The sequence below is a fragment of the Humibacillus sp. DSM 29435 genome (assembly GCF_001758225.1).
GTDB lineage: Bacteria > Actinomycetota > Actinomycetes > Actinomycetales > Dermatophilaceae > DSM-29435.
Genome location: NZ_MAST01000045.1, coordinates 163,090 through 189,670, shown reverse-complemented (window position 1 = coordinate 189,670; position 26,581 = coordinate 163,090). Strand labels below are relative to the sequence as shown.

Sequence of the window (26,581 nt, the reverse complement as noted above, 5' to 3'; positions counted from 1 at the left end):
CCTCAACCTACTCACCCCTAGGGAGGTGACGCCGCCGCGATCCGGTACCTACGGTGACACCATGCCCGACACCCGTCCCGTGCTGCTGGCTGCGCCCGACCCTGCGCGCCGGCAGCCGCTCGAGCTCTTCGCCGCCCAGGCGACGGCTGCGGTCGGCGACCGCGAGAAGGGCTTCGCGCTGCCCATCGACCACCCGACGCTGTTTCCGCTGCCGGGGCGAGGCTCGACCCGTGCCCTGTGGGAGTCGCTGGCCACCCTCGGGGCGACAGACCTGTCACTGGCGCGGATGCTCGAGCCCCACCTCGACGCCAGGGCCATCCTCGCGGAGGCGAAAGAGCCCAGTCAGACCACGAGGGATGCCGCCCCCGTTCCCGATATCGGTCAGGGCACGTGGGGCGTCTTCGCAGCCGAGGGGGCCGGGATGCGAGTGGTCGCGAGCCGCGAGGGCGACCAGGTCGTGCTGTCGGGTCGGAAGCCGTGGTGCTCGCTCGCCGGGTCGCTCAGCCACGCGCTGGTCACGGCGTGGGTCGACGAGAACCGCCGTGGACTGTACGCCGCGCCGCTGACCCACCCCGGCGTCGAGGTCGACGACGCTGCCGGCTGGGTCGCCCGCGGACTGCGCGACGTTCCCAGCGTGCCGGTGTCGTTCAGTGATGTGCCAGTGGTGCCGATCGGTGAACCTGGTTGGTACCTCGAGCGGCCCGGCTTCGCGTGGGGTGGTATCGGGGTTGCCGTGATCTGGTTCGGTGCGACGGTCGCCATCGCGCGGCGGGTGTTCGAGCAGGCCCACCAGCGCCAGCTCGACCAGATCGGTCAGAGCCATCTTGGCGCCATCGACGCGGCGATCACCGGTGCGCGCTCGGTTCTCGCCAGCGCGGCCGACCTCGCCGACAGCGGAACCACTGACCGAGCCGAGGCCGCGATCGCGGCGCTTCGTTGCCGCCGAGTGGCGGCTGAGACGGCGGAGACCGTGCTGTGGCGCAGCGACCACGCCCTCGGGCCGGCGCCCCTCGCGCTCGAGGAGGAGCACGCCGCTCGGGTCGCAGACCTGCGCCTGTACGTTCGACAGGAGCACGCCGAGCGTGACCAGGCAGCCCTGGGTCGGGCGTTGGTCACCGGGGCCCACGACGCCAGCCCATGGTGAACCACTCCCCAGCCTTCCTGCACGGAGACCCGGGCACCGCCGAACGGCAGTGGGTCGACGACACCAGGTGGGCGGACGTTGCGGCCCTCACGCTCCTCAACGAAGGCCACCTCGAACGCGTGGTGGTCGTATCGGCACATCCCGACGACGAGACGCTCGGCGCCGGCGGTCTGATCGCGGCGGCCGCGGCCGCTGGGCTGCGAGTCGACGTCGTCGTGCTCACCGACGGTGAGGCGTCGCACCCCGACTCGCCCTCGACGACCCCGGCCCGCCTCGCCGCCATCCGGCGGTCCGAGATGCGAGCGGCCGTGCACCACCTGAGCCCCGGCTCGACGGTCATCTTCGCCGACCTCGGCGACGGCCGGCTGACGGTGTCACTCGCCGAGGCTGTGTCCACGCTCGTCGACGTCATCGGTGAGGACGGCCGTAAGACCCTGCTCGTCGCCCCCTGGCGCGGCGACCGGCATCCTGACCACGAAGCGGCCGGGCGGGCGGCAGCCATCGCCGCGGAGCGCACGGACGCTCGCCTGCTGGAGTACCCGATCTGGTTGTGGCACTGGGCCGCTCCCGACGATGCTCCCTGGGCAGCAATGCGCGCCCTTGCACTCCCCCCTGCCGCGCGCACGACCAAGGAGGCGGCCCTGGCCTGTCACGCCAGCCAGGTTCGACCGCTCTCGCAGGCAGCAGGCGACGAAGTGCTCCTCACCGCCGACCTCCTCGCCCACTTCCACCGCGACCGCGAGGTCTTCGTGCAACCCGACCTCGCGGACGGCCCCGAGAAGGTCGACTCCGCCTTCGACGACCTCCACCACGAGAACCACGACCCCTGGTCGGTGATGACCTCGTGGTTCGAACGTCGCAAGCGAGCCCTGACCTTGGCGGCGCTGCCCGACGAGCACTACGGGCGGGCCCTCGAGATCGGGTGCTCGCTGGGCCTGCTGGCCGGTGACCTGGCCACCCGGTGCGACGAGCTCGTCGCCCTCGACCGCAGCGATGTCGCGGTCGAGCGGGCCCGGCACCGTCTGAGTGACGCGCCGAACGTCCAGGTCGAGGCCGCCGTCGTGCCCCGGGACTGGCCCTCACGAACGTTCGACCTCGTCGTGGTCTCCGAAGTGGGCTATTTCCTCAGCCCGGTCGAGCTCGACGGTCTGCTGGCCCGGGTGCGTGACACCCTCGCACCCGGCGGCCACGTCGTGCTCTGCCACTGGCGGCATCCCATCGTCGGCTGGCCGCTCGACGGCGACCGCGTGCACGACCTCTGGAGGGCTGCCTCCGAGCAGGACCCTCTGGTCGCCCACCGGGAACGTGACTTCATTCTCGAGGTGCACGCACACCCTGGGTCTCCCGCACCCGCGACGGAAGGCGAACGGCGGTGACTCCATCAGCGTCGGCCATCGACGCGGTGCACGTCGTGGTGCCGGCCCGCAACGAGGAGCAGCTGCTCCCACGGTGCCTTGACTCCATCGAGGTGGCCGGGTCAGAGTTGAAGACGCAGTACCCAGAGGTGACCCTGTCGGTGTGCGTGGTGCTCGACGGATGCACCGACCGCTCGGAGCGGCTCGTCCGACGACGTGCCGGCGTCAGGGGCCTGACGATCGACTCGTGCTCGGCCGGCGCAGCCCGGCGTCACGGTCTGGACGACGTGGCGAGGCGCACCCTGCGATGGTCGCGCCGCACGACGTGGGTGGCCAACACCGACGCCGACACGCTCGTGCCTCCACACTGGCTGACCCGACAGGTTGCCCTGGCCACGACCGGCCTCCAGCTCGTGGTCGGGACGGTCGTTCCGGACGCCGCCGATCTCGACGCGTCGCTGCTCTCCGAGTGGTGGGCTCGGCACGAGCTCGGCGAGGGGCACCCCTACGTGCACGGCGCCAACCTGGGCTTCACCCTCGGCGCCTACCTTTCGGTCGGCGGCTATCGCGCCCTCCCCGAGCACGAGGACGTCAGCCTCGTTCGCGCTCTGCGCGACGCACACGTTCCCTGGTGCGCAACGGACACGACCCGGGTCGTGACGTCGGGGCGTCAGATCGGCCGCGCCCCAGGTGGATTCGCTCGGTACCTGCATCGTCTCACGTCGCCGGGCGCCCTGGGCGGCGCCGTCGTCACAGGCGGGGCATGATGTCACCGACCGAGCCCCGGCTCCACAGCCGGATGCACGTCGCGACCGCCGACGACCGCCCCCGCCCCCATCGGCTGCGGATCGCGCTCGTGGGCCCGTACCGCTACCCCGTACGGGAGCCGTTCGCCGGTGGGTTGGAGAGCCATGTGCACGAGCTGGCGAACGGGCTGGCCGAGCGTGGCCACGACGTCAGCGTGTTCGCCAGGGCTGGCAGCACGGGTGTCGCCCCGGGCGACGAGCTCGAGTCGGGTTGGACCCCGTCGGTCGCGGCCACCCAGGACGTCTCGATGCCGCACCTCCCGGCGATGCTCGAACACCATGCCTACCAGCGGCTCATGCTGCGTCTCGTTCACGGGGAGGCGCTGCGCCGGTTCGACGTGGTGCACCTGCACGCCGTTCACCACCTGCCCGTGGCGCTGGCCCCGTCGATGCCGGTGCCCGTGCTCGCCACCTTGCACATCCCGCCGACGGCGTGGATGGAGTCAGCCCTGGCCGTCACCGGCGGTCTCGGCGCCAGCTTCACCGCCGTCAGCGACCATGTGTCCCGCGCATGGACCGTGCTGGCCGAACGCCCGGCCGTGGTGCTGAACGGTGTCGACACCGACGTGTGGTGCCCGGGACCGGGCGGGGCAGACCTCGTCTGGTCGGGCCGGCTCGTGCCCGAGAAGGCGCCGCACCTGGCCATCCTCGCGGCGCGAGCCGCGGCGCGGCGTCTCGTGATCGCCGGCCCCCTCTCCGACGGCGACTACGTTCGCCGGCAGATCGTGCCACTGCTCGGTGACGATGTCATCTACGCCGGGCACCTCGGCCAGCGCGAGCTGGCCGGTCTCGTCGGCGGCGCCGCGGCCGTGCTCGCGACACCCGACTGGGACGAGCCGTTCGGTCTCACCGTGGCCGAAGCACTCTCGTGCGGAACGCCCGTCATCGCGTTCGACCGCGGCGGCATCCGCGAGGTCACCGGTGGCTCCGGCTCCGGCATTCTCGTGCCACCGGGCGACGTCGCGGCGATGGCCCAAGCGGTGCCCGTCGCCGAGCGCATCGACCGTCGAGCCGTGCGTCGCGACGCCAGGGCGCGGTTGTCACTCGACCGGATGCTCGATGAGTACGTCAGCCACTACCGCCGTCTCGTCACGGTCGAGCACGACCCAGCGGTGCGAGACCGGGTCATGCTTCGCGAGGCCGAGCCGCTCGAAGGCGCGTAACCATCCCTGCATCGGGAACCACCCCCACCGTTCCTGGAAGTGGTTGGCGTTCCTGACGATCGAGGCAAGGTGTCGGCGAGGCGGAGTCTCGACCTCGTGGTACTGGTGGAACGCGTCTGCGCCGCCGACCCAGTAGAGCACCCCGCCGGTCGCCGCCACCCGCAGGGCGAAGTCGGTGTCCTCCCCGCCATAGCCGCGGTAGCCGGTCGCGAACCCGCCGATGTCGTCCCACTGCAGCGCCGCGACAGCGAACGACAACGACCAGAACAGGCGCAGGTCGGCGGCCCTGACCAACCGGCCCGGTCGAGGGGCCGGGCGGGCAGCGTGCGGCCGAGCGAGCGACGCGAGTCGGCCTGTCGGGTACGTGTCCTGCCCGGGTGTGAGCGGTGGCAGGTACGAAACCGGCCCGCTCAGCAATACCGGCCCACGGTGTCGGCCCCGGGTGCGTCGCCAGGCCCGCTCGTACCGGCCCAAAGCGCCGCTCGACACGAGGCAGTCGACGTCGAGGAAGACGAGCAGGTCGCAGCCCCGGCGGAGGGCCTCGTCGGCGCCGAGGTTGCGGGCCGCGGCGAGCGGCAGCTCCCCGTCGTCGGGTACGTCGACCGCACAGCAGATGACGTCGACGCCGTGACGGGCCAGGGGGCCATCAGCCACCAGACCGGCGATCTCAGGATCACCCATCGAGACGACGACGTGCACGTCGGGCCGCCGAGCGGACCGGGCGAGGGAGGCCAGATGCGCCCGTAGGTGGCGGTGCCGGCCCGCGACGATCGTCACCACCGCGAGCCGGGCCTCACCAGTCACTGCTCCCCCAGCCTTTCGAGCAGGGCCACGGCCCGCGGAATCCCGTCGAGGTCAGACCAATCGCGCCAGCCCTCGCCGCCGCGGTCGCGGGCTCGGGTCAGCAGCCGGGGCCAGTCCTGGTCGGACGGCCAGGCCGAGAGCCCGACCGCGATGCCACCGGCGTCGATGACCCCAGCGGTCTCCTCCTGCTCGCCGAACGGGCGTTCCTCGGCCACCACCACGGCGGGTCGTCGGCCGGCGGCGACCTCCGCCACGGCGTTCTGGCCGGCGTGGGTGACCACGACCTCTGCGCGGGTCAGCTCTGCCCACAGCGTGGCGGCATCCGCACTCGCTGACGGTCGGCGCCACGACCACTCCGGTCCTGAGACGGCCGACGCCCGCTCGAGGTCCGGCCCGTCGCCCTCGCCGCCCCGGCCCCAGAGCAGCAAAACCGAACCGGGCTCCACCGGCTCGGGCACCGCCGCCCGCGCCAGGTCGTCGAGGCGCGAGAACCCCCCGGTGTGACAGGTCTTCTCGACCCATCGACCTGGCCACGTCGCACTGGCCAGGTGCCCGGGCCACAGCGCGATGAGCGCGTCGGCGGCGTCGTAGGCGAGGGCGTGGGCCCGGTCACCCCGGTCGCCGCGCATCGCCACCACGACGACCCGCACGCCGAGCAGACGCACGAGCATGGTCACCTCGACCGACACGTCGACCACGACGAGCTCGGGCCGCGTCTGAGCCACCCATCTCGAGATGACCGCCATCCGATCGGCATAGCCTGCGTGCGCGGTCGGAGCCCAGTGCAGCACTCCCCCCGCGCTCACGTCGACGTTCGGCGCGGGGGGCGGAGTCGCGTCGTGCGGGAGCTCGACCCACGGCCCGGTCCAGTCCGCGGGCCGGGGCAGAGAGCTCAGCCCCGTCACGGTTCGGCCGAGAGCAGCCGCCAGCAACCGGGCCCGGGTGAGGTGTCCCGACCCGTGGTGGTGGACGTAGTAGCCGATCACCAGAGGGTCACCCAGCGCTCGTCACGGGACGAGCACGACCTTGAGGCAGCCGTCCTTCTTCTGCTGGAACGTGGCGTACATCTCCGGAGCCTGCTCCAGCGGCACATGGTGGGTGGCCAGTGTCTCGAGGCCGAGCACGTCATCGGGCTGTGAGGCGATCTCGAGCAGCTCGTCCGTCCACTGGCGCACGTGGCACTGGCCCATCCGGATCTGGAGGCCCTTGTCGAACATCTCCATCATCGGCAGCGGGTCGGCCATGCCGCCGTAGACACCGCTGATCGACACGGTTCCACCGCGCCGCACGGCCGAGATCGCGGTGGTGACCGCAGAGAGCCGGTCGATCCCGACCCGTTCGATGGCCGCCCGCGCCAGGGGACCGGGCAGGTGCGACGCCGCAGTGATAGCGGTCTCGGCCACCGGGTTGCCGTGTGCCTCCATGCCGACGGCCTCGAGAACCGAGTCAGGGCCACGACCGTCGGTCAGCTCGCGCAGGGTCGCGGCCACGTCGTCGACCGCGCTGAGGTCGATCACGTGGGCACCGGTCTGTTCGGCGAGCGCCAGCCGCTCGGGAACGAGGTCGACGGCGAAGACCCGCTCGATGCCCTGGTGCAGGGCCGAGCGAACCGCGAGCTGGCCCACCGGGCCCAGCCCGAGAACGGCGAGCGACCCACCTTCTGGCACTGCGGCGTACTGCAGCCCCTGCCAGGCGGTGGGCAGGATGTCGGAGAGGTAGAGAAAACGGTCGTCGGGCATCTCGGCGGGCAGCTTGATCGGCCCGAAGTCGGCGTGCGGCACCCGGACCAGCTCGGCCTGGCCGCCCGGAACCGCTCCGTAGAGGCTGGTGTAGCCGAACAGGTCGGCCCCCTTGTTCTGGTCGACGTTCTGCGTCGTCTCGCACTGGGCGAAGAGTCCGCGGTCGCACATCCAGCAATGACCGCAGGAGATGTTGAAGGGCACGACGACCCGGTCACCGACTGCCAGCTGGTCGACGGCCGACCCGACCTGCTCGACGATGCCCATGAACTCATGGCCGAGCACGTCGCCCTTGCTCAGGTAGGGCGCCAGCACCCGGTAGAGGTGCAGGTCGGAGCCGCAGATCGCCGTGGAGGTGACGCGCACCACAGCGTCGGTCGGCTCTTCGATGCGGGGGTCGGGAACCTCCTCGATGCGGACGTCCTCGATACCGTGCCAGGTGAGAGCTCTCATCATCCGACCGTATGTCGGCGGCCCGCGGGATGCTTCCACCCGCAGGGGTGGGCTCGGTTCTGCAGCCGACACGGTGAGCCCTTCCGCCCGCCGAAGACGGGTGTGTGCGGGGTTTGAACCATCAACCTTCCGGGTACTACCGAGAAGTAGTCGTGAGCCTCAGCGAAGAGGCCGGCTCGCGGGCACCAGCGGCGAGTCCAGGCTCGACACCGCACCGGCCCTGAAGGAGAACCGAGCTCATGAGCGTCACCCCTCGCGCGAATGTTGCGCCCCTGCGTGTGGCACTGGTCAACGACTACGAGCTCGTCTTGCGCGGCCTGGCCCAGATGTTCCGGCCGTACCGTGATCGCATCACCATCGTGGAGCTCGACGCCCGGATGCCGGTGTCGGGACCCGTCGATATCGCCCTCTACGACCCCCACGGCCGGGCACAGCGCGAACAGCTCGTCATCGAGGAGCTGATGGCCCAGGCCACCGTCGGCAAGGTCGTGGTCTACGGCTGGACGTCGGGTTCCGAGCCGGCTCGGCCGGGTCTGCGTCGCGCGTCCCCCGTGCTGTCGAAGGGTCTGGGGGCACAGGAGCTCGTCGACGGTCTCGAGCGGATCCACCGAGGCGCTCCCCCCGCTCTCACGCTGCCGCGACGCGAACACCGTAGGGCGCTCGCGTGGCCGGGGCGCCACGAGGGCCTGACCCCACGCGAGAGCGAGATCATCGCCCTGATCACCCAGGGCCTGACCAACCAGGCGATCGCCGACCTGACCTACCTCAGCATCAACTCGGTGAAGTCCTATATCCGCACGGCCTATCGCAGGATGGGCGTGACGAGTCGCAGCCAGGCCGTGCTCTGGGGCGTTCAGCACGGCTTCGAACCCGACCACGTTCGGATCGCGTCATGACCGACCCCCGGAGAGTGCTCGTGACCGGCGCCTCGAGTGGCATCGGCCGGGCCAGCGCCCTGGCCCTGGCCCGAACCGGCGCCTCCCTGATTCTGGTGTCACGCTCACAGACGGCTCTGGCCGAGGTCGCCCGCGAGTGCGTCGAGCTCGGCGCGAGCGCGCAGGTCGTGGTCGCCGATGTGTCGGATGCGGCAGCCGTGACGCGCGCGTTCGCCGAGGCCACCCGCAACGGCATCCTGCACGGCGTGATCCACTCGGCGGCTGTGCTCTCGTACGGCCGCTTCGAGCAGGTGCCGGCCGAGGTGTTCGACCAGTCCATCCGAACCACCCTGCTCGGCACTGCCAACGTGTCGCGCAGCGCCCTCGAGGTCTTCGGCCACCAAGGTGACCGGGGCAGTCTCGTGGTCATCGGGTCGCTGCTCGGCAAGATCGCCACCCCCTACATGAGCAGCTACGTCACGGCCAAGTGGGGGGTGCACGGCCTTGTGCGCACGCTGCAGATCGAGGCCCGGTCCACTCCCGGCATCCGGATCAGCCTGGTCTCCCCCGGCGGCGTCGACACGCCGGTCTACCTCCAAGCCGGCACCTACCTGGCTCGGCACGGTCGTCCGCCACCACCCGTCGACCCACCCGAGAAGGTGGCGGATGCCGCCGTCGCAGCCCTGCAGCATCCCCGGCGTGAGCGCTACGTCGGCATCGCGAACGGTGTCGTCGTCGCTGGGTTCCGTTTTCTACCAACGGTCTTCGACACCCTCGTCTCACCCCTGATGAGGCTGGGCGGGCTCAGCGGCTCGCAAGTCTCAGCCACCCCCGGCAATGTCTTCGAGCCGCAGCCTGAGGGCGAGTCGCTGCGATCGGAATGGCGCCGCTGGGGCGGCCGACGGTGAGCAGTTCGGAACCAGGCCCTGAGGTACGTCGTCTCCGCGACCACCGCCGTGGTCTCCGACGTGCCGGAGCCGAGAACCAACCGCTCGGGCGAAGTCGTCGAATGACCGACAGCGGCTTCGTCATCGGCCGCCTCAACGCGTAGGCCCGGCACCAGGTCTACGGCTACCCCGCTGACGGAATCGGAGGGGCGACCCACCTGAGCCCGCGGGCCGGCGCGGTTCCGGCCCCGACTCAGGCCGGGTAGGTCAGCCGCCCGTGGGCGTCGACCGTCGGCGTGGCGCCCCACTCGCCCAGCCGGTGGGGGTGCGGGTCGGCGTCACCGATGATGTGCTCGACGTTCCAGCCCCGCGCTACCAGCGTGTTGGCCACGAGCAGCCGGTGACAACGCCACGGCGTCGGCTCGGCGCACATCAGCACGACGCGCGAGGTGGCGGCCAAGGCGGCCAGTCGGTCGAGCCCCAGCTCGTAGGCGGGGGTTCGGGTGTAGTCGGCGTAGTTCCTGAAGCTGGCGTTCTGCCAGCCCTGGATGCTCTCGTCGGCATCCGGCTGCTTCCTCCGTCGACCCCCGAGCTGCTCGAGGTGGGCGTAACCGACCCCGGCTCGGCTTAGCCAGCCCGGCATCCCGTCACGTCCGTACTGCGGGCTGCTGCGCGAGCCGGGATGCGCCCGGATGTCAGCGACGAGGTCGATCTGCTGGCCCGCGAGCAGCTGGAGGAAGGTCGCCTCCGAACGCGTCCAGTGCCCCACCGTCCAGACCGCGCCCATGACCACCCCATCCGTGACCACCGCATCCATGAACACATTCTCGCCGACCGCGGTTGGACGGTGGTCGGGGTCGGGTACGCCAGAGAGGTCAGCATCTTTCGAGGAGGACCCCGTGGACGAGCCCCGCACCCCACCGTCAGTCGACCAGCCCACCACGGCCCACGAGCCCTTGGCGCCACCACCTGACCAGGCCGCGCCCGAGGTCGTCACGGCGACCGGCAGAGCGACGGGGGCTCCGGCCACCGCACGGGCCCAGTCGGGCGCCTTCCTGACGACCGCGCAGGGTCTTCGCCTGAAAGAAACCGACCACTCGCTCAAGTCGGGCGAGCGCGGACCCACGCTGTTGCAGGACCATCACCTGCGCGAGAAGATCACCCACTTCGACCACGAGCGCATCCCGGAACGGGTCGTGCACGCTCGCGGGGCCGGCGCTCACGGGGTGTTCCGCGGCTACGGCAACGCTGCGACGGTGTGCCGGGCCGGTCTTTTCGGCAAAGACGTCGAGACCCCGGTCTTCACCCGCTTCTCCACGGTGCTGGGCTCACGTGGGTCCGCTGACACCGTGCGTGACACCCGCGGCTTTGCGGTGAAGTTCTACTCCGACGAGGGAACGTGGGATCTCGTCGGCAACAACATGCCGGTGTTCTTCATCCAGGACGGCATCAAGTTCCCCGACGTCGTGCACGCCGCGAAGCCGCACCCCGACCGCGAGATTCCCCAGGCGCAGTCGGCCCATGACACGTTCTGGGACTTCGTCTCGCTGCACACGGAGGCTCAGCACCACACGTTGTGGAACATGTCTGACCGCGGGGTCCCCTCGTCCTTGCGGATGATGGAGGGTTTCGGCGTGCACACCTTCCGACTGGTCGACGCCGAGGGCGCCACCACCTTGGTCAAGTTCCACTGGAAGCCCCGGGCGGGGGTCAGCTCCCTGATCTGGGAGGAGGCCCAGCTCGCCGCCGGCGGCGACCCCGACTTCCACCGTCGCGACCTCGCCGACGCCATCGAGGGTGGCTTCTTCCCGCAGTGGGAGCTCGGCATCCAGACCTTCCCCGACGAACCCGACCAGATGTTCGAGGGCATCGACCTGCTTGACCCGACCAAGCTCGTTCCCGAAGAGCTGGCCCCGGTCCAGCCCATCGGGCTGATGACCCTGACCGCGAACCCAAGCAACTACTTTGCCGAGACCGAACAGGTGGCCTTCCACCTCGGCAACCTCGTGCCCGGCATCGAGGTGACCAACGACCCGCTGCTGCAGGCCCGGCTCTTCTCCTACCTCGACACCCAGATCACGCGCCTGGGTGGGCCGAACTTCAACCAGATCCCGATCAACCGGCCGCACGCGCCGGTCAACGACATGCTGCGTGACGGCTTCCACCAGCACGCGGTGCACACCGGGGTCTCGCCGTACCGCCCCAACAGCCTCGACGGCGGGTGTCCCTTCGTCGCCGGCGAGGCCGATGGGGCGTTCGTCGAGGTGCCCGCCCCCGTCGCCGAAGGAGCGAAGGTTCGGGCCGCTGCTCGATCGTTCGACGACCACTTCTCGCAGGCCCGGTTGTTCTACCGTTCCATGACCCCGGTGGAGCAGCAGCACATCAAGGGGGCGTACAGCTTCGAGCTCGCCAAGTGTTACGAGCAGGCGGTGCGCGAGCGACAGCTGCAGTCGCTGGCCAACATCGACGCTGACCTGTGTGCTGCCGTCGCTCGCAGCCTCGGCCTGCCGGCCCCCGAAGCGACCATCGAGGTGGCCGAGAGTGCACCCAGCCCAGCGTTGTCCCAGCTGGGCGCCACGTACCCGGTCGACGGTCGGAAGGTTGCCGTCGTCATCGACGACGCGACCGACACCGCACTGGCCGGTGAGGTCATCGCGGCCGTTGCCGAGTCGAAGATGGTGCCGTTCCTGGTCGGCCCGCACGGCGGCACGATGGGCGAGCTGACCGTCGCGAGAACATTCGCGACCGCCCGGTCGTTCGAGTTCGACGCCGTCGTCGTGCTGGGCGCGTCGCCCGCCGAGGATGCCGTGCCAGGCCTCGACGCGCGGGCCGGCGAGCCGACGGCCGAGACCGGAGCCGCAGGAAGCGTGGATCCACGGATCACCCTGTTGCTGGGCGAGATGTGGCGGCACTGCAAGGCCGTCGCTGCCACCGGCGACACAGGAACCCGCGCTCTGCCCGAGGTGGCCAGGGCTGGGGACGCACGAGGGGTCGTGGTCGACGACGACCCCAGCGCCGTGGTCTCCGCTCTGGCTGAGCTGCTCGCCTCGCACCGAGTCTGGGACCGGTTCTCGGCGAACGCGCGATGACGTTCGTCAGCCGGGTATGACCACGACGTCCATCGAATCAAGGAGCGCCATGCCTACCGCCTCGACCGACGCCATCGTGCTGCTCAAGGATGAGCACCAGCAGATCCGCGCGCTGTTTCGTGAGTTTCAGAAGTCGGGCACGAACGAGGCCCGCAAGGGTCGTCTGGTCGAGCAGATGATCGAGCTGCTCACGGTTCACACCTATATCGAGAACGAGGTCATGTACCCCCGGGTCCGGCAGCTGCTGCCTGACCTGGAGCAGGACATCCTCGAGTCCTACGAGGAGCACCACGTCGCCGACGTGCTGACCATGGAGCTGTTCGCCATGACACCGCAGGACGAACGGTTCGAGGCGAAGACCACCGTGCTGATCGAGAACGTCACCCATCACATGGAGGAGGAGGAAAAGGACTGGTTCCCGAAAGTCCGGGCCGGACTGGGCCGCAAGCAGCTTCAACAGCTGGGGCAGGAGCTCATCGAGTCACGGAAGAACGCACCTCGCGAGCCCGCCCAGCCCGGTGCCTTGAAGAAGACGATCGATGCTGTCCTGTCCTGACCTCACCGCTACCGACGTGGAGGCGCCATGACCAGCCCGGTGGACGCAGCAACCATCGCGAGACAGACCTCCGCCTCGCCCCGGCAGGTGTGGTCGGTGCTGGCCGACGGCTGGGCCTACACGACGTGGGTGGTCGGCGCCTGCCGGGTTCGCGCGGTTGAGCCGGACTGGCCCGAAGTGGGCCAGCGGATCCATCACTCTTTCGGAACCTGGCCCATGCTGCTCAACGACACCACCGAGGTACTCGAGGCCATCGAGCTGGAGTCGCTGACGTTGCAGGCCCGAGGTTGGCCCGTCGGCGAGGCCACCGTTCACATCACCTTGCAGCCGTGGCAGAGCGGCACGCTCATTCGCATCCGAGAGGATGCCGTCTCCGGGCCCGGCACCCTGGTGCCCAAACCGCTTCGGCAGCTGGCCATCGGCCCCCGCAACCGCGAGAGTCTGCGGCGTCTGACCTACCTGGCCGAGGGCAAGCCGGGAGACCCGACGTGAGCACCGCGGCCGTCCCGCGAGCCTCTGTGAGCTGTGCCGACATCGTGAGACACCTGATGGAGTGGTTGTTGGCCGGCCCACTCCCCGCAGGGCCGGACCCCGACGCCGAGGAACCGCCCGCCCAGGTTCCGCCCCATCCGTCCGCCCCCGTTGAACGCGAGTGACCGGCGTAGACGACGACGCGAACTCACCGTTTCATGACGCCTCTTTGCGGCGGCCTCCTGCGACACCCTGGCCGCGCAGTTGGTGGTCGTAGCCGGCTTGACGGTTCGCCCGGCCGGCACCTCGTAGGTGTCCGCGGTCCCGGTCATCGTCGTGAGGTGACCGGAACCGCAGACTGAGGAACGGCCGCTGCCACCAGGGGGGCCCGCTTCATGGTGGCCGGCCGGGCGGGCGCGAGCCGCGCGGACTTGTCGTCAGGACTCGTAGTGGGCTCGAACGTGCACGGCCCTCAAGGGTTTCACCCCGGCGTGACGAGGACGTCTCGTAAAAACGTGAACGACCGGGTTACTCGCGTCGAACTCATCCCGCAGCAGGTCCGAGTCGCTCAGGATGCCTTCGAGCATCTCGTCCGCGACCAAAGCCCCGCCGACTACTGGCGTCGCCGTGACTGCTCCCACCTCGCTCACCTCCTTGAGGGTGCCTCAGCGCCGGTGCCGATTCGGGCGGTGCCGGTTCAGGCGGTGATGCTCTGCCGGTCGTGTGCGTCGTGACTGGCGTTCGTGATCTCGATCTTGCGCGGGTTGGCCTGCTCGGCCACCGGGCTCTGCAGGGGCGGCACGCCTGCTGCGTAGCCGGCCTCGATCCGCTCGGTGTCGAGGTTGTCCCCCAGAACCAGCTGGCGGGAGAACGCCCCGCGTGGGCGTTCAGCAACGAGCATCTCCTTCTCCCCGTCCAGAGCGGACCCCTCGGCCCGGACGTTCACCACGTTGCGTTCCACGTCCAGATCGACCGAGTCCGGGCTGACCCCGGCAGGTCGAACTCGATGTGGAAGGTGTCTCCCTTGCGCCTGCACGAGACCCGCGGTCTGCTCCGACCCGAGCGCACCCCCGGCGGTACCCGCCGTTACAGCCCCGATGACCTGGACCGGGTCCGGCGCATCGGTCGGCTGCTCACCGACGGGCTCAACCTCACCGGCATCTCCATGGTCTTGGATCTGGAAGAACAGAACACCCACCTGCTCGCGACCAACCAGGCAGGCAGGCAGGCACAGGATAGTTGGACCAGATGACTCCACTGTGGGGTCCCAGTGACTGCGACGCTCCGTGGTGCGCATCTCGGCAGAGATCAAACACCGCAACCAGGCCGCCAGACCCGATGCGTGACGGCATCGGGCCCGGCTCGATCCCGGTGTCCCGAACAGGCGGGGGCGGGACCACTCCCTACGGCAAATACCACCCGGAGCCGGTGCCGGTGCGGTAGCCGCTCGCCGCGGCCGACGCACTGGCGGTCATCGGGCGAGAGAAGTCGTACACCGCGCTGGTGACCGCCTGGTTATCGCCGATGTCGAAGGAGATGACGATCGGGTCATAGGCCTTCCCAGGCGCGACGGCGGCGGTTGAGCGGAGGGTCCAGGTCGTCTCCTTGGACGTGCTGTCGAGGACGGGGTCGCCCACGAGCTGCCAGGCGGAGTTCCCCAGCGATCCGTACTGTCCAACACCGATGAGAGAAGCGATGTGTGCTTTCGGGGTCATCTTCAGCGTGACGGTGGTCACTGCGGGGCGCTTGGCCAGCAGGCCGGACAAGGACACGGGCACCGTGACGGTCAGCACCTCACGACCCGGGTCGGCCTGGGTGATCGGGGTCGTCCGGAAGGTGGCGTAGGTGTCTTCTCGGAAGATTGGGCCCGTCCACTTGTGCCAGTTCGGGTCCGGCGGCGTCAGGCCCCGCGCGGCGGTTCCGAACGGTGACGTTGCGAAGGAGACCGGCCCGAGGGTGCTCGTCGTCGGCAGCCTCGTCAACGCGGCCACCACGAGGCACTGCAGTCGGTTCTTGAACAGGGGGCCGAAGCTCTTCCAGCCGTCGGTCTGGCAGTCCGCGAACGTCAGCGGGGTGGTCTCCAACCGGAAGAAGGCAATGGAGCCAGGGTCGGTACCGTTCCAGATGGTCTTGTTCACGAAGTTCAGGGAGTGAAAGCCCGGCGCCAGGTAGAACGTGCCGTGACTGAGCGTCGGGTCGGTCATCGACGCGTCTGCGCGAGCGATGTCCGAGAGGTAGAAGCGCGGTGAGCAGCTGCGGAGGTCTTCAGGGACGGTCGCGGTGTCACCGAGCTGCCTGCGTCCGTCGACGACGGAGAACGCGTCACCATGGCAGTACGCGTCGGTGACGGTCACCTTGGTCAACGCGCTGCTCCAGAAGGAGTACGGCCCATCCACCGAGGTGCCACCGACCCCACCGTCGGTCTGAAACTCCTGCCACCCGGCATCCGGGTGCACGTCAGACCCGGATGGGTCCGCTGTGGAGACGCCGGCCTGCAGAGCCGCACCAGCGGCGCCGAGGGTGGCGGCCTGCGCCGGTGCGCCAGCGAGGGCGCCAGCAACCATGGCGCCGGCGGCCACGAGCACTCCGGCCCTCAGAGCGCGGGCCCGACGTCGTCGGTACTCGTTCACCCGGCTGCCGCGGTCAACGGTGGACTGGTTGGAGCTGGGCATGGCGTGCGTCCCTTCGGTCCGGGTCAGTGGCGATCCGGGCCGTGACGGCTGGTCATCACTAACGCTAGGAGATGTGGTCTTTAGAGTGGCCCTCTCTCCCAGCCATGTCAAGATCCATTAGCTATAGAATGAGAGCTGTCGTTGCGGCCCGGCAGGTCACCGCGCCCGCGGCTCCCGCGAAGGTGCGGGCCGGGCCACCCGCTGACTGGGCCCACGAGCACGAGCAGGGCAGGCACGAGCAGTGAACGCACGAGGAAGGCGTCGATGAGGATGCCGCACGCCATCGCGAACCCCAGCTCCCGGAAGGGCGAGAGAGGGATGATCGCCAGCATCCCGAAGCTGACGGCCAGGGTGAGCCCGGCCGAGGTGATCGCCCGCGACGACTCGGGAACCGCCTTGATGACGGCCTCGCGCAGCGGCAGGGTTCGGGCTTCCTCCCAGACCCGGCCGACGCCGAAGATGTTGTAGTCGGAGCCGAGGGAGACGAGCAGCACCGCGGCCGCGAAGGGCACGTAGAAGGTCAGTCCGTCGGTGGTGCCGACACCCATGAACACCCAGACCGTCAGCCCCAGTGACGCGGTCAGCGCCAGCACACTCGACGCCAGCAGGAACAGTGGCGCGACGAGGGCACGCAGAAAGACGACGAGCAGCAGCAGGTTGACCGCGATCCCGGCGATCGCGATGCGGTAAAGGTCCTGCTCGGTGGAGGTGACCAGGCCCTCGGCCAGGGCCGTGTCTCCGCCCAGGCTGAGCGTCGCATCCGTCAGCCCGCTGGCGGTGGCGAGCGCGGGCAGCCGGTCTCGCAGCGCGGTCAGGTCGTTGATCGCTGTGGCGTCGAGAGGGTCGTTCTGCAGCACGATGAGCATCCGGGCGGCGTTGCCGCTCTTGGCCAGCACCACGTCGAACGCCTGAGCGGTGAAGTTCTGGGCGGGACCGAGCACCCCTGCGACACCCGGTTCGGCCTCGATGCGGGTCTGCAGGTCGCGAAGCCGGGGCAGCTGCGAGGTCACCTTCGCGCCCTCGATGAGCAAGGTGGTGGGCGAGGTGATCCCCGGGGCGAACGCCTTCGATGCCGCATCGGAGGCGACCTTGACCGGGTTGTCCGACGGCAGCGAGCTCGAGAACGCCACGCCGAGGTCGAGGCCGCGCACGGCAACCGAGGCCAGGCCCAGCACCCCGACGCAGGCCAGCACCACAACCGCGGCAGCGCGCCGGGTGGCCAGGCGTCGCACGAGGTGAAGCCTGGCGAGATGCCCGCGGGCCGTCGTCACCAGCCCCGCGGGCCGTGGCGTTCGGTGACGACCCGCCGGTCGGGTGCTTCGGGGCCAGAAGACCCTGGGGCCGAGGACCGCGAGGGCGGCGGGCACGAGGGTCACCGACACGATGAGCCCCACGAGCACGGCCAGGGCCATCGCCGGCCCGAAACCCCGGAAGAACTCCGACTTCGCCGCCAGCAGAGCGGCCGTTCCGGCTGCCACGGTCACGCCCGCGGCCCCGACGATGGGCGTGTCGACGGCCACCGCCCGGCGTACGGCATCGCGCCAGTGGCTCGCTGCGGCGACCCTCGACTGGAAGGCGGTGACGTAGAAGATGGTGTAGTCGGTGACGACGCCGAGCAGCAGGGCCACGAGCAGCGGTTCGAGCTCGGCCGGGGTCGTGATCCCGGCGAGGCTCTCGAGCCAGGCCGACAGGCGGGTGGTGACCACGAAGGCCAGGGCGGAGCACACGAGCGCGATGCCGGGCGCCACGACCGACCGGAAGGTGAGCCCGACGAGCACGATGATGGCGAGCACCGTGAGCAGCTCGAGGCGAGGCAGGTTCTCGCCGACGAGGGCGGCCTGCTGCGCCCGCGCGGGAACGGAACCGGTCACGCCGACGACGTGGTCCTCGGGCCGGTCCAGGTGTTCGTCGATGTAGCGCCGCGCGGCATCCTGCTGGCTGCTGAAGCTGCTGACCGGGTTCATGAACAGGTAGGTCAGCACTGCCGTGTCTCGTTCGCTGCTGGTGCCGATCAGCGGCAGGCTGTTGGTGATCGGGATCGCCCCGAGGAGCGGCCACTCGAGCTTAGCCCCCTGGTTGATCGCGAGGCCGTCGAGCACCGACTCGGCCTGCACGTAGGGCGACAGACCCGCGGGGTCGCGTTGTACGACGGCGGTGCGGCTCGAGAGCGGAAACCCGAACTCCTGTATCGATCTCAGCTCCGAGCTCAGGGCCGGGCTGTCGAGGGGGATGATGCTGGCGATCTCGTTGTCGTTCGAGGGCGGGGCCGGTGTGAGCACGAGGGCGAGCACGACCAGCAACCAGCCACCGACGATGTACCAACGGTTGCGAACCGTCCAGCCGGCGTATCGCGTGAAGAAGCCGTCCCGCCTGCCCTCCACGCCTGACGGCGGCGGCGAGGAACCGGTGCGTCGTGCGCGCCACGGGGGCCTCATGAACCGGGTAGATCCGACAACCGCAGGCCGAGGCGCCGCAGCTCGCCCGCCGCCAGCCGGTCGTAGCGTCCGGCGGCAAGGTCGGCCTCCGGCTCGCTCGTGATCGTCAGCACCTGCGCCACCGACAGGTTGGTCACGCAGCGGCGCGCCAGCTGACCCATGACGGCATCCCGACGCCTCGGGTCGCCGAGGAGGGCGACGATCTGCGCCACCTCGGCCCGCCAGGCCAGGCGCCCGGGGAGGTAGACGAAGAGCACCGGGCCCAACGGGCCAAGGGCGATCGTCACCGCGAGCAGGATCGCGAGAACCCGGGTGCTGGAGGCGGCCTCCTGACCACCGGTCACGATGCTCGCGCCGCTGGTGACCACCTGCCGGCCGAGCTCGCCGGTGCGATCGCCGATGACGGGAAGCGCCGAGAGGTCTTGCAGTGCCTTACCGGCCGTGCCCAGGGCCCGGCCCGAGTCGACCACCCCCGTGCTCAGGGCTTCGAGGTTCCAGATCTGAAAACCGGCCAGCACGCCGACCACCAGCCAGAACACGACCCAGAAGGCGACGACGCCGTCCCAGGTTCGTACTGAGTCGGCATCCCGCAACCACGACTGGCGCACCTTCATGCCACGCCTGTACCCGATGCCGGCACACAACGCACGGTGACCGGGCCGCGGCAGGCCATCAGTGCACACATCAGTGGGCACATCAGTGGGCACATCAGTGGGCACCGTCGATGATGCCCGGGTCGACCGGATCACGGGTGGGTGAGGCCATCGTTCCGACGCGGGCCGAGATGGCGGCGAGGCGGGCCCGGCTGACATCGTCGAAATCGGCCGAGGCCGTCGTTGCGTCAAGTCGTCGTCGTTCACGGTCGACCAGGCCCAGGTCTGTTGCCGGTACGTTCCAGGCCAGCTCGTCGAGCAGCAGGTACAACCGGCCCATCACGAGCGGGTCTCCCGCCCCGTAGCGCCGGATCTGGGTCAGCGACATCTCGACGAGGTGTTCGAGGTCGGGCCGGTTCACCACCACGCGGGCTCCCTCGTCTGCGGTGTGCTCGACCGGCCCCAGCTCGCAGCCGGCGAGCTGGGAGAGCACGACCGAGATGTGGTCGATGGCATGGATGGCCGTCGTCGGGTCGTTGATGCCCGGCGAGAGCGCCTTGTTGGCGACGTCGGTGAGCTGTCGCAGCCCGAAGCCGACGTCTTGGGCGGCGGTGCGCTCGGGGCCGGTGCGCAGCGAACCACCCACCGTCTCAGCCAGCTCGGTCAGCTGGTCGGCGCTGAGCGGCCCCTGCCGGCCGTGAGCCGACCCGAGCGGAGCACCCTGCACGATGAAGTCGCCGGGAAGGGCCGTGATCTCCAGCACCGCCCCCGCCTGTCGCGAGGCCTTGAGCAGCTCATCGGTGTCGACGCGCAGCAGAAACCCGGAGCTCGTCGACAGCAGGGGCTGGCCTCTGCCCGGCGCCACCGCTGTCGCCGGGTTGCCCTCCCCACGCGGGGCGAGCACCGAACGAACCGTGCCGGCTGCGTCACGGGCCACCTCGTGCAGCATGGTCTCGACGCGGATCTGACGGGTGAGATGGGCCAGGAAGAGCACCAGACCGATGACACTGAGGATGGCGAGCACGAACGCGGTGGTCACGGCCAGGCGCGGCACGAACGGGTCCTGCCCGTCGCCTCCCGAGCGCACCGACCGCAGCACGGTGAGCGAGAAGGCGAAGGTCGACAGGAACAGGGCGAGGGTGCCCTGGACGAAGAGATCCTGGGTGAAGGTGCGCAGCAGTCGAGGCGAGAACTGGCTGCTTGCCAGCTGCAGGGTGACGACCGTCAACGAGAAGGTCAACGAGGTGACGGTGATCAACGAGCTGGCCACAGCATCGAGCACCGTGCTGGCCGCGTTGCCGTCGCCACCGAAGACCACGGCCGTCACCGCGCCGGGCAGCCGGTCGTCGACGGCGGCATCCACCCGCGGCAGCACCAGTCCGAGCGTCACGGCGACGACGATGGCCACGGTCGGCAGCGGCCACAGCTGCGCCCGCAGGGCGTCCTTGGCGCTGCGGGCGACCGCCGCCGGGGCCGAGCTCACGGTTGGGGCCTGCGCGAGAACGACATGTTCGCGACCCTAGCCCGGCCGGCGTGGCCTTCGCGCGTGCCGCGCGAGGGAAGGACTGAGCAACGACCGTCCCCGATGCTGGGACGGGAAACGCGCCGGAAACCTCGAGACGGTACGACTGTGACATGACCTCCTCCGACCGGGCCACGACCGAGCAGCTCCTCGAGGCCGATCGCCGCCGACCCAACGAGGCCACGTTCGCCGGAGGAGTCTCCTCGGCCCAACAACACGCGGCCCTGCGAGCCTCGGTGCGCCAGCTCGGCGCGTTGCTCGGGGAGGCGCTGACGCGGCACGAGGGGCCCGAGCTGCTGGCCCTCGTCGAGAGCGTGCGCAGCCTCGCGCGCCAGCCCGACGACGAGCAGCTGCGAACCACTCTGGCCGGGGTCGACGCGCCGACCGCCGTCGTGCTGGCCCGGGCCTTCACCGCCTACTTCCAGCTGGTCAACGTGACAGAACAGCTGCACCGGTGGCAGGAGGTCACGGCCGGTTCCGAGGGCCCGCTCGCCGCCGCTGCCCTACGCATAGGTGAGGCGCTGGATGCCGGCAGCATCGACCGCGAGCTCATCTCGTCGGTGCTCGGCCGGCTCGAGTACCGCCCGGTCTTCACCGCCCACCCCACCGAGGCGACCCGCCGCACCGTCATCGACCTGCTGCGCCGCATCGCCGACACGGCGGCAGCGATCGAGGACCCCCGGCGACCGGCCTCCGACCTGCCCCGGGTCGAGCGACGGCTGGCCGAGCTCGTCGACCTGCTGTGGCAGACCGACGAGCTGCGCATCGAGCGGCCGGAGCCCACCGACGAGGCCCGCACCGCTATCTACTACCTGCACTCCCTCGCCGCCCAGGTCGTTCCCGACCTGCTGGCCGAGCTCGACCGCACGCTGACCGGCATCGGGGTCTCGCTGCCGGTCGACGCGCGCCCGCTGCGGTTCGGAACGTGGGCCGGCGGCGACCGCGACGGCAACCCCAACGTCACCCCGGCCGTCACGCTGGAGGTCATCGGCCTGCAACACGACGCAGCGTTGCGCGAGCTCGTCGAACACGTCCAAGAGCTGCTGGTGGAGATCTCGTCGTCGACCCGGGTCGTGACGGTGAGCGACGAGCTGCGACAAAGCCTCGAGCGTGACGGGGCCGCCCTGCCCGTCACCAACTCCGCTGTCGAGCGGCTCAACGCCGAGGAGCCCTACCGGCTCAAGCTGAGCTTCGTGCGGGTGCGCCTGCTGCGCACCAGGGACCGCCTCGAGCACGGCACGGTGCACGAGCCCGGACGCGACTACGCCGGCTTCCACGAGCTGTTGGCCGACCTCACCCTCGTTCGCGACTCGATGCTCGCCAGCGGTGACGAGCTGACCGCCGGCGGATCGATCCTTCGCCTCATCCGCGGTGCGACGGCCATCGGGCTGGGACTGGCCACCCTCGACATCCGAGAACACAGCGAGAAGCACCACGCCGCCCTGGCCGAGCTCTACGAACGCATCAGCGAGCTCGACCAACCGTATGCGGCGCTGGACCGTTCGGCACGAATCAGGTTGCTGTCCAACGAGATGGCGTCTCGTCGGCCCCTCACGGGCAGTGGCGCGACCGACCTCGGTCCAGCGGCATCCGCCTCGCTCGAGCTGCTGACCACGATCCGTCACGCGCTCGACACCTACGGCCCCGACACGATCGAGACCTACATCGTGTCGATGACCCACGACGTCGACGACCTGTTCGCAGTGGTCGTGCTGGCGCGGGAGGCAGGCCTCGTCGACATCGGCGCAGACGCCGCCACGACCACGGCCCGCATCGGGTTCGCCCCCCTCTTCGAGACCGTCGCCGAGCTCGAAGCGGCCGGTCCGCTGCTCGACGCCCTACTGGGCGACCCCGCGTACCGCCGCGTCGTCTCGGCCCGCGGGGACGTGCAGGAGATCATGCTGGGCTACTCAGACTCGAGCAAGGATGCCGGGATCGCCGCGTCGCAGTGGCAGATCCACCGGGCGCAGCGAGCCCTGCGTGACGTCGCACGCGAGCACGGCGTGGTGCTGCGCCTCTTCCACGGACGCGGTGGTTCGGTCGGTCGTGGAGGCGGACCTACCGGCGAGGCCGTGCTCTCCCAGCCCTACGGCAGTCTCGACGGCCCGATCAAGATCACGGAGCAGGGCGAGGTGATGAGCGACAAGTACACCCTGCCTGGCCTGGCCCGCTTCAACCTCGAGGTGGCGCTCGCGGCGGTGCTCGAGGCGTCGGTGCTGCACCGCACCTCGTTGCTGCCCCGTGACGTCATCGACGGATGGAACACCACCATGGACCTCGTGGCCGGCCGCGGGCAGAACGCCTACCGCGAGCTGGTGCGCGACCCGGGTCTGGTGCCGTTCTTCGTGTCGGCCACCCCGGTCGACGAGCTCGGCAAGATGAACATCGGGTCGAGGCCTTCCAAGCGGCCAGGTGGCGCCGGCGGGCTTGATGATCTGCGCGCGATCCCGTGGGTGTTCGGGTGGACCCAGTCGCGCATCATCCTGCCCGGCTGGTACGGCGTCGGTTCGGGGCTCGCGGCTGCCCGCGAGGCCGGCCGAGACGAGCTGCTGCAGGAGATGTACGGGTCGTGGGCCTTCTTCCGCACCTTCTTGTCGAACGTGCAGATGAGCCTGGCCAAGACCGACCTCGAGATCGCGGCAGGTTACGTGCGCGAGCTCGTTCCGACCGAGGTGGCCGGCCTGTTCGACACGATCCGCGACGAACACACACGCACGATGGAGGAGGTGCTGCGCGTGACCGGTCAACAACGGCTGCTCGAGCGGGCTCCGGTGCTGCAACGCACCCTTGAGCTGCGCGACAGCTACCTCGCGCCTCTGCACGCCCTCCAGACGTCGCTGCTCGCGCGTTCGCGATCAGTGCCCGACGCAGCCGGGACCGACCCCGACGTGCAACGCGCCCTGCTGCTGACGATCAACGGCATCGCCGCCGGGCTGCGCAACACCGGGTGACGCGACACCCGGTGTCGCGTCACCCGGTCGAACAGGAGGCTCACCCCTTCCCCTCGGCTGCCGGCCGGTCAGCCCAACGACCGGGCGGCCTGAGCCTCACCCGATGACCGCCGCGCGTCGAGCCAGGCCACCACGGCGGCGTGCGGGAACGTGACGGCCAACAGCACCGCCACCTGAGCCTGGATCGTCACGACGCCACTCAGCGAGATGATCACGCCCACCGCGACGAGAGCGACAGCAGTCGGGGCCACCGAGAGCCTCATGAGGTGACGCAGGGCAGCCGCACCGCCGTGGTCCACGCGCGAGACGAGGCCGTCGTGCAGGCGAACCGCATCGACGAGGCGACCGGTGAACCGCACGGCATGCCACAGGCCGAAGTAGACACCGAACGCCGCCAGCGGTGGGCAGGTGGCGAACACGAGGGCCAGCAACACCAGCTCGAACGCCTGGTGCCCTTGTCGACGCCACAGCAGCGCCGCCGTGGCGGCGCCCACGACGACGACGACCGAGGCGAGCCCCGCACTTCGCGAGCTGAGCGCAAGATCAGCCACCGTGGGCGACATCGCCCGAACGATGGGGTCGGTGTCGTCCGGTTGTGACCAGACGATGAGGCCCACGGTCACAAGGCCGACTGCGAGGGCGTGCAGCACCGACACGGGGCTCAGCCCGATCCGGGTTCCCGTGCGGTCGGCCCCTGCGGTCACCTCCCCCCAGCCGAAATGGCCTCCGGCCACCACCAGGAACGCGATGAGGGTGGGGGCCGGAGCCAGCACGAGCAGGATGCCCATCACGCCCGCACTCACCAGGTAGCCCACGAGGAGCAATACGACATCGCGCGCGCCAACTCGGCGGCGCTGGCCCTCACTCGTCTCCGCGGCATCGAGGAACAGCCACCCTGGTAGCAGATGGTCGACGGCACCATGGGGCAGGCCGGCGAGGGCTCCGACGATCGCGATCGGAAGAGTTATCGTTCGAAGCCCTTGCGGCGCAACGGCGTTGGCGCTGAACAGCAACACCATCGCCAGAACGGGAGCCCAGGTGAGCCAGGGGACGTCACGCAGGCTGTCGAAGTCGGCACGGGGCACCCGCTCCCTCTCGGGAGCGGGCACCCCGTGCAGCGTCTCCATGGTGACGACCGTCAGACCGGCGACGGCACGTTCCGGTCGCCCGTGTTGGAGGCGACAGTCGGGCTTGCGTGGTCGTCGTCGTACTCCGGGTCTTCGAGGCCACTCTTGACGCGGGCGATCTTGTAGATCACCAGCCCGTAGGCGGCCTTGGCAAAGATGTCGGCCAGGCTGTAGCCGGTCTGCCTCAGCACGAACCCGCTTGCGCCGCCGAAGAAGTCACCGCCGATGATCGGGAAGAGATAAGCGATCGGGTAGACGCCCCAGAGGGCCAGCAACGAGATGCGCAGCCGCTTGATGCTGGTCTGCACCTGCACGGGCTGACGATCGAGCGACTTGGAGAGCTCGACGAACAGCACGTAGAGCAGGTAGAGGAAGGGGATCGTCGACAGGCCGCCCCACAGCGCACGCGCGCCCATACCCTGGGCGATCTCACCCGGGTAGCCGAGCAGAATCATCAGGGCCGAGGCCGGCACGAGCTTCCAGAGCAGGGTCTTGGAGGCGGCCCGACCGAGCGCCATCACGGCGATCGTCTCGACGAGGAGCAGCGGCACGGTGAGCAGCCAGTCGACGTAGCGGTAGGCCTCGTTGAACTCGATGTTGCTCAGCAGGTGGTCGGCGGCCACCGTGGCCCCCGGGGGGTAGCTCTCCTTGAAGTTCTCGAAGATGCGGAAGTAGTGGTACGCGGCGATGCCGCAGACGGTGGCCGAGACGACGAGCGCGTTCCGATAGCGCGGCGCCACCCTCGACCGGGAGAGCAGGAGGTAAAGAGCGGTGAAGAGCATCGAAGCGATGACGAGCGAGAAGAGGTTGTAGACCGTTGCGAACTGACCGGACGTGAGAGCAGAAATGTCCGTTCCTGAAACCGTGCTCATGGCGTACTCCCGTGTGAGGCGGCATCGTCGCCGCTCGTGGTGGCCGCCGGTTCGCGACCTCTTTCAGCGTACGCCGACTTGGCCTGTCGCGCTCAACTCGTGCAACTTCTACGAGTCACCGGGAAGATGCCGAGAATGCCATGCCGGTCACGACCGGCCGGCCCACGTCTCCACGAGCTGGTCCACCGCACCGGCGAGGCTGTCCGATCTCGCACCGTGAACACTCTGGACGTCAACCCAGCCGGGGCCGGCCAGGAAGAGCCGCAGCGTGCGGTGGCTCTTGACCAGATGAGCCAACTCTTGTTCAACAGCAAGGTCTTTCAGGCTCATCCAGATCAAAACACCGGGCGCTCGGGTGCGTTGGGCAACCCGGGCCAGAGCAGCGACCGGAGTTCGTGGGCCCAACAGACGAGACGGGATGCCGCGTTCCGCGAGGCACGCGCGCAGTGCGTGCAGAGGGAGAACATGCTCTTCGTGGGGACCTCCCGCCAGAAGAATGGCCTTGTCTCGTGGAAGTTCTGGCAAACCTGCCGTGTAGCGGATCAGGGCCATGCTGACGGCCTGGGTCAACAGGTGTTCAACCTCGATACCGGTGCCTGTGTGCTGCCACTGCTCTCCCGCGGAGACGAGAAGCGGTCGCACCACCTCGTCCCACACCGCTACCCCCTTCATCGCCTCGAGAGCCTCCAGCACTCCGTCCTCGACCGCCATCTCGTCAAGCCGGGAGGCTGCCCGGGCGAGACCCCGGGTTCGCCGCCCCGCGCCAGGCACCGCGAGCACGTTGCCACCCGGCCCCCCTGACGATGACGGGATGGGGGCAGCCCCGGTCAGGTCGGCAGCGGCCTGGCGGGGGGACTCCCCCGCGATCACGGCTTGGTGAAAGCGTTCGAGCAGGTCGACGTCGTCGTCGGTGAACCTCCGGTGACCCCCCGATGACCGGGACGAGGCCGTCAGGCCGTAGCGAGTCCCCCACATCCGCACGGTCGACGGGGTCACCCCAAGCCGAGCCGCCAGGTCGCCCACCGTGTGCTCCGTCACGCCTCAGTGTTTCACGCGCGGCCGCTCCG

At 69.8% G+C, this 26,581-nt stretch carries 22 protein-coding genes and 1 pseudogene; 11 read left to right on the top strand and 12 right to left on the bottom strand.

The genetic code is table 11. The annotated features are described in order from the left end of the window. Nucleotides 1–61: 61 nt before the first annotated feature. From BA895_RS18920 to BA895_RS18905, 4 genes are read left to right on the top strand one after another with little or no spacing between them, the layout of a single operon-like run. Entirely contained in the window at nt 62–1,144 is a 1,083-nt protein-coding gene (locus BA895_RS18920; RefSeq protein ID WP_083283564.1) for an acyl-CoA dehydrogenase family protein, read from the top strand. Next, nucleotides 1,138–2,520 carry a bifunctional PIG-L family deacetylase/class I SAM-dependent methyltransferase gene (locus BA895_RS18915; protein ID WP_070193423.1) on the top strand — a complete coding sequence of 461 codons (1,383 nt, stop codon included), beginning with the start codon at nt 1,138–1,140 and terminating at the stop codon, nt 2,518–2,520. The genes BA895_RS18920 and BA895_RS18915 overlap by 7 nt, the downstream gene beginning before the upstream one ends. Further along, the gene (locus BA895_RS18910) at nt 2,517–3,266 is read left to right on the top strand and encodes a glycosyltransferase family 2 protein (RefSeq protein ID WP_254666559.1); all 750 of its coding nucleotides are present in this window, start codon (nt 2,517–2,519) and stop codon (nt 3,264–3,266) included. The genes BA895_RS18915 and BA895_RS18910 overlap by 4 nt, the downstream gene beginning before the upstream one ends. Then, on the top strand, nt 3,263–4,468 hold the full coding sequence (locus tag BA895_RS18905) for a glycosyltransferase (RefSeq protein WP_254666558.1): 1,206 nt from the start codon (nt 3,263–3,265) through the stop codon (nt 4,466–4,468). The genes BA895_RS18910 and BA895_RS18905 overlap by 4 nt, the downstream gene beginning before the upstream one ends. Nucleotides 4,469–4,600: 132 nt before the next feature. Here BA895_RS18905 and BA895_RS24600 read toward each other — a convergent pair. The 3 genes and pseudogenes from BA895_RS24600 to BA895_RS18890 all read right to left on the bottom strand — a co-directional run. Next, nucleotides 4,601–5,149: pseudogene (locus tag BA895_RS24600) on the bottom strand (galactosyltransferase-related protein); the annotation flags it as partial. 119 nt (nt 5,150–5,268) lie between these two features. Next, on the bottom strand, nt 5,269–6,258 hold the full coding sequence (locus BA895_RS18895) for a hypothetical protein (protein ID WP_070193420.1): 990 nt from the start codon (nt 6,256–6,258) through the stop codon (nt 5,269–5,271). A 21-nt stretch (nt 6,259–6,279) separates the two neighbouring features. Continuing rightward, nucleotides 6,280–7,464: a zinc-dependent alcohol dehydrogenase gene (locus tag BA895_RS18890; RefSeq protein ID WP_070193522.1), complete on the bottom strand. Its 1,185-nt coding sequence runs from the start codon at nt 7,462–7,464 to the stop codon at nt 6,280–6,282. 239 nt (nt 7,465–7,703) lie between these two features. On the opposite strand from BA895_RS18890, the gene BA895_RS18885 reads away from it, so the two are divergent. Continuing rightward, nucleotides 7,704–8,360, top strand: coding sequence for a response regulator transcription factor (locus BA895_RS18885; protein ID WP_070193419.1), 657 nt, complete (start codon nt 7,704–7,706; stop codon nt 8,358–8,360). Continuing rightward, nucleotides 8,357–9,247 carry an SDR family oxidoreductase gene (locus tag BA895_RS18880; RefSeq protein ID WP_070193418.1) on the top strand — a complete coding sequence of 297 codons (891 nt, stop codon included), beginning with the start codon at nt 8,357–8,359 and terminating at the stop codon, nt 9,245–9,247. Before BA895_RS18885 ends, BA895_RS18880 begins: the two co-directional genes overlap by 4 nt. A gap of 232 nt (nt 9,248–9,479) precedes the next feature. Here BA895_RS18880 and BA895_RS18875 read toward each other — a convergent pair whose 3' ends face one another. Next, nucleotides 9,480–10,043, bottom strand: coding sequence for a DUF488 family protein (locus BA895_RS18875; RefSeq protein ID WP_254666557.1), 564 nt, complete (start codon nt 10,041–10,043; stop codon nt 9,480–9,482). Between BA895_RS18875 and BA895_RS18870 the strand changes: the two genes are divergently transcribed. Genes BA895_RS18870 through BA895_RS18860 form a run of 3 tightly spaced genes read left to right on the top strand, consistent with a single transcriptional unit; the run spans nt 10,042 to nt 13,363 of the window. Beyond that, entirely contained in the window at nt 10,042–12,315 is a 2,274-nt protein-coding gene (locus tag BA895_RS18870) for a catalase (RefSeq protein WP_083283543.1), read from the top strand. The two genes, BA895_RS18875 and BA895_RS18870, sit on opposite strands and share 2 nt — an antisense overlap. Before the next feature lie 49 nt (nt 12,316–12,364). Further along, on the top strand, nt 12,365–12,871 hold the full coding sequence (locus BA895_RS18865) for a hemerythrin domain-containing protein (protein WP_070193416.1): 507 nt from the start codon (nt 12,365–12,367) through the stop codon (nt 12,869–12,871). 27 nt (nt 12,872–12,898) lie between these two features. Further along, the gene (locus tag BA895_RS18860) at nt 12,899–13,363 is read left to right on the top strand and encodes an SRPBCC domain-containing protein (RefSeq protein ID WP_070193415.1); all 465 of its coding nucleotides are present in this window, start codon (nt 12,899–12,901) and stop codon (nt 13,361–13,363) included. 676 nt (nt 13,364–14,039) lie between these two features. Here the strand turns inward: BA895_RS18860 and BA895_RS23275 are convergent. Beyond that, on the bottom strand, nt 14,040–14,303 hold the full coding sequence (locus BA895_RS23275) for an Hsp20/alpha crystallin family protein (protein ID WP_305778074.1): 264 nt from the start codon (nt 14,301–14,303) through the stop codon (nt 14,040–14,042). A gap of 63 nt (nt 14,304–14,366) precedes the next feature. On the opposite strand from BA895_RS23275, the gene BA895_RS18850 reads away from it, so the two are divergent. Continuing rightward, the gene (locus BA895_RS18850) at nt 14,367–14,594 is read left to right on the top strand and encodes a MerR family transcriptional regulator (protein ID WP_305778073.1); all 228 of its coding nucleotides are present in this window, start codon (nt 14,367–14,369) and stop codon (nt 14,592–14,594) included. Nucleotides 14,595–14,745: 151 nt separating this feature from the next. Here BA895_RS18850 and BA895_RS18845 read toward each other — a convergent pair whose 3' ends face one another. The 4 genes from BA895_RS18845 to BA895_RS18830 form a co-directional block, all read right to left on the bottom strand. Continuing rightward, on the bottom strand, nt 14,746–16,014 hold the full coding sequence (locus tag BA895_RS18845) for a hypothetical protein (protein ID WP_070193413.1): 1,269 nt from the start codon (nt 16,012–16,014) through the stop codon (nt 14,746–14,748). A 107-nt stretch (nt 16,015–16,121) separates the two neighbouring features. Beyond that, the gene (locus tag BA895_RS18840) at nt 16,122–18,395 is read right to left on the bottom strand and encodes an MMPL family transporter (protein WP_070193412.1); all 2,274 of its coding nucleotides are present in this window, start codon (nt 18,393–18,395) and stop codon (nt 16,122–16,124) included. 50 nt (nt 18,396–18,445) lie between these two features. Beyond that, nucleotides 18,446–19,063, bottom strand: coding sequence for a hypothetical protein (locus BA895_RS18835; protein ID WP_070193411.1), 618 nt, complete (start codon nt 19,061–19,063; stop codon nt 18,446–18,448). 94 nt (nt 19,064–19,157) lie between these two features. Then, entirely contained in the window at nt 19,158–20,525 is a 1,368-nt protein-coding gene (locus BA895_RS18830) for a DUF2254 domain-containing protein (protein ID WP_070193410.1), read from the bottom strand. Nucleotides 20,526–20,677: 152 nt separating this feature from the next. On the opposite strand from BA895_RS18830, the gene ppc reads away from it, so the two are divergent. Further along, nucleotides 20,678–23,515 carry a phosphoenolpyruvate carboxylase gene (gene ppc / locus BA895_RS18825; protein ID WP_070193409.1) on the top strand — a complete coding sequence of 946 codons (2,838 nt, stop codon included), beginning with the start codon at nt 20,678–20,680 and terminating at the stop codon, nt 23,513–23,515. Nucleotides 23,516–23,583: 68 nt separating this feature from the next. Here ppc and BA895_RS18820 read toward each other — a convergent pair whose 3' ends face one another. The 3 genes from BA895_RS18820 to BA895_RS18810 all read right to left on the bottom strand — a co-directional run bounded on the left by BA895_RS18820 (nt 23,584) and on the right by BA895_RS18810 (nt 26,552). Then, the gene (locus BA895_RS18820; protein ID WP_070193408.1) at nt 23,584–24,642 is read right to left on the bottom strand and encodes a Brp/Blh family beta-carotene 15,15'-dioxygenase; all 1,059 of its coding nucleotides are present in this window, start codon (nt 24,640–24,642) and stop codon (nt 23,584–23,586) included. Nucleotides 24,643–24,653: 11 nt separating this feature from the next. Continuing rightward, nucleotides 24,654–25,514, bottom strand: coding sequence for a bacteriorhodopsin-like (locus tag BA895_RS18815; RefSeq protein WP_070193407.1), 861 nt, complete (start codon nt 25,512–25,514; stop codon nt 24,654–24,656). Between the two features lie 147 nt (nt 25,515–25,661). Continuing rightward, nucleotides 25,662–26,552, bottom strand: a complete 891-nt coding sequence (locus BA895_RS18810) for a MerR family transcriptional regulator (protein ID WP_070193406.1) — start codon at nt 26,550–26,552, stop codon at nt 25,662–25,664. Nucleotides 26,553–26,581 lie beyond the last annotated feature (29 nt).

Bases quoted from the DNA above. Each gene is read 5' to 3' on its own strand.
- BA895_RS18885 (WP_070193419.1), top strand. From the start codon at position 7,704: ATGAGCGTCACCCCTCGCGCGAATGTTGCGCCCCTGCGTGTGGCACTG.
- BA895_RS18875 (WP_254666557.1), bottom strand. From the start codon at position 10,043: ATGGATGCGGTGGTCACGGATGGGGTGGTCATGGGCGCGGTCTGGACG.
- BA895_RS18920 (WP_083283564.1), top strand. From the start codon at position 62: ATGCCCGACACCCGTCCCGTGCTGCTGGCTGCGCCCGACCCTGCGCGC.
- ppc (WP_070193409.1), top strand. From the start codon at position 20,678: ATGACCTCCTCCGACCGGGCCACGACCGAGCAGCTCCTCGAGGCCGAT.
- BA895_RS18860 (WP_070193415.1), top strand. From the start codon at position 12,899: ATGACCAGCCCGGTGGACGCAGCAACCATCGCGAGACAGACCTCCGCC.
- BA895_RS18915 (WP_070193423.1), top strand. From the start codon at position 1,138: ATGGTGAACCACTCCCCAGCCTTCCTGCACGGAGACCCGGGCACCGCC.
- BA895_RS18820 (WP_070193408.1), bottom strand. From the start codon at position 24,642: ATGGAGACGCTGCACGGGGTGCCCGCTCCCGAGAGGGAGCGGGTGCCC.
- BA895_RS18865 (WP_070193416.1), top strand. From the start codon at position 12,365: ATGCCTACCGCCTCGACCGACGCCATCGTGCTGCTCAAGGATGAGCAC.
- BA895_RS18845 (WP_070193413.1), bottom strand. From the start codon at position 16,014: ATGCCCAGCTCCAACCAGTCCACCGTTGACCGCGGCAGCCGGGTGAAC.
- BA895_RS18880 (WP_070193418.1), top strand. From the start codon at position 8,357: ATGACCGACCCCCGGAGAGTGCTCGTGACCGGCGCCTCGAGTGGCATC.
- BA895_RS18815 (WP_070193407.1), bottom strand. From the start codon at position 25,514: ATGAGCACGGTTTCAGGAACGGACATTTCTGCTCTCACGTCCGGTCAG.
- BA895_RS18870 (WP_083283543.1), top strand. From the start codon at position 10,042: ATGAACACATTCTCGCCGACCGCGGTTGGACGGTGGTCGGGGTCGGGT.
- BA895_RS18835 (WP_070193411.1), bottom strand. From the start codon at position 19,063: ATGAAGGTGCGCCAGTCGTGGTTGCGGGATGCCGACTCAGTACGAACC.
- BA895_RS18905 (WP_254666558.1), top strand. From the start codon at position 3,263: ATGATGTCACCGACCGAGCCCCGGCTCCACAGCCGGATGCACGTCGCG.
- BA895_RS18890 (WP_070193522.1), bottom strand. From the start codon at position 7,464: ATGAGAGCTCTCACCTGGCACGGTATCGAGGACGTCCGCATCGAGGAG.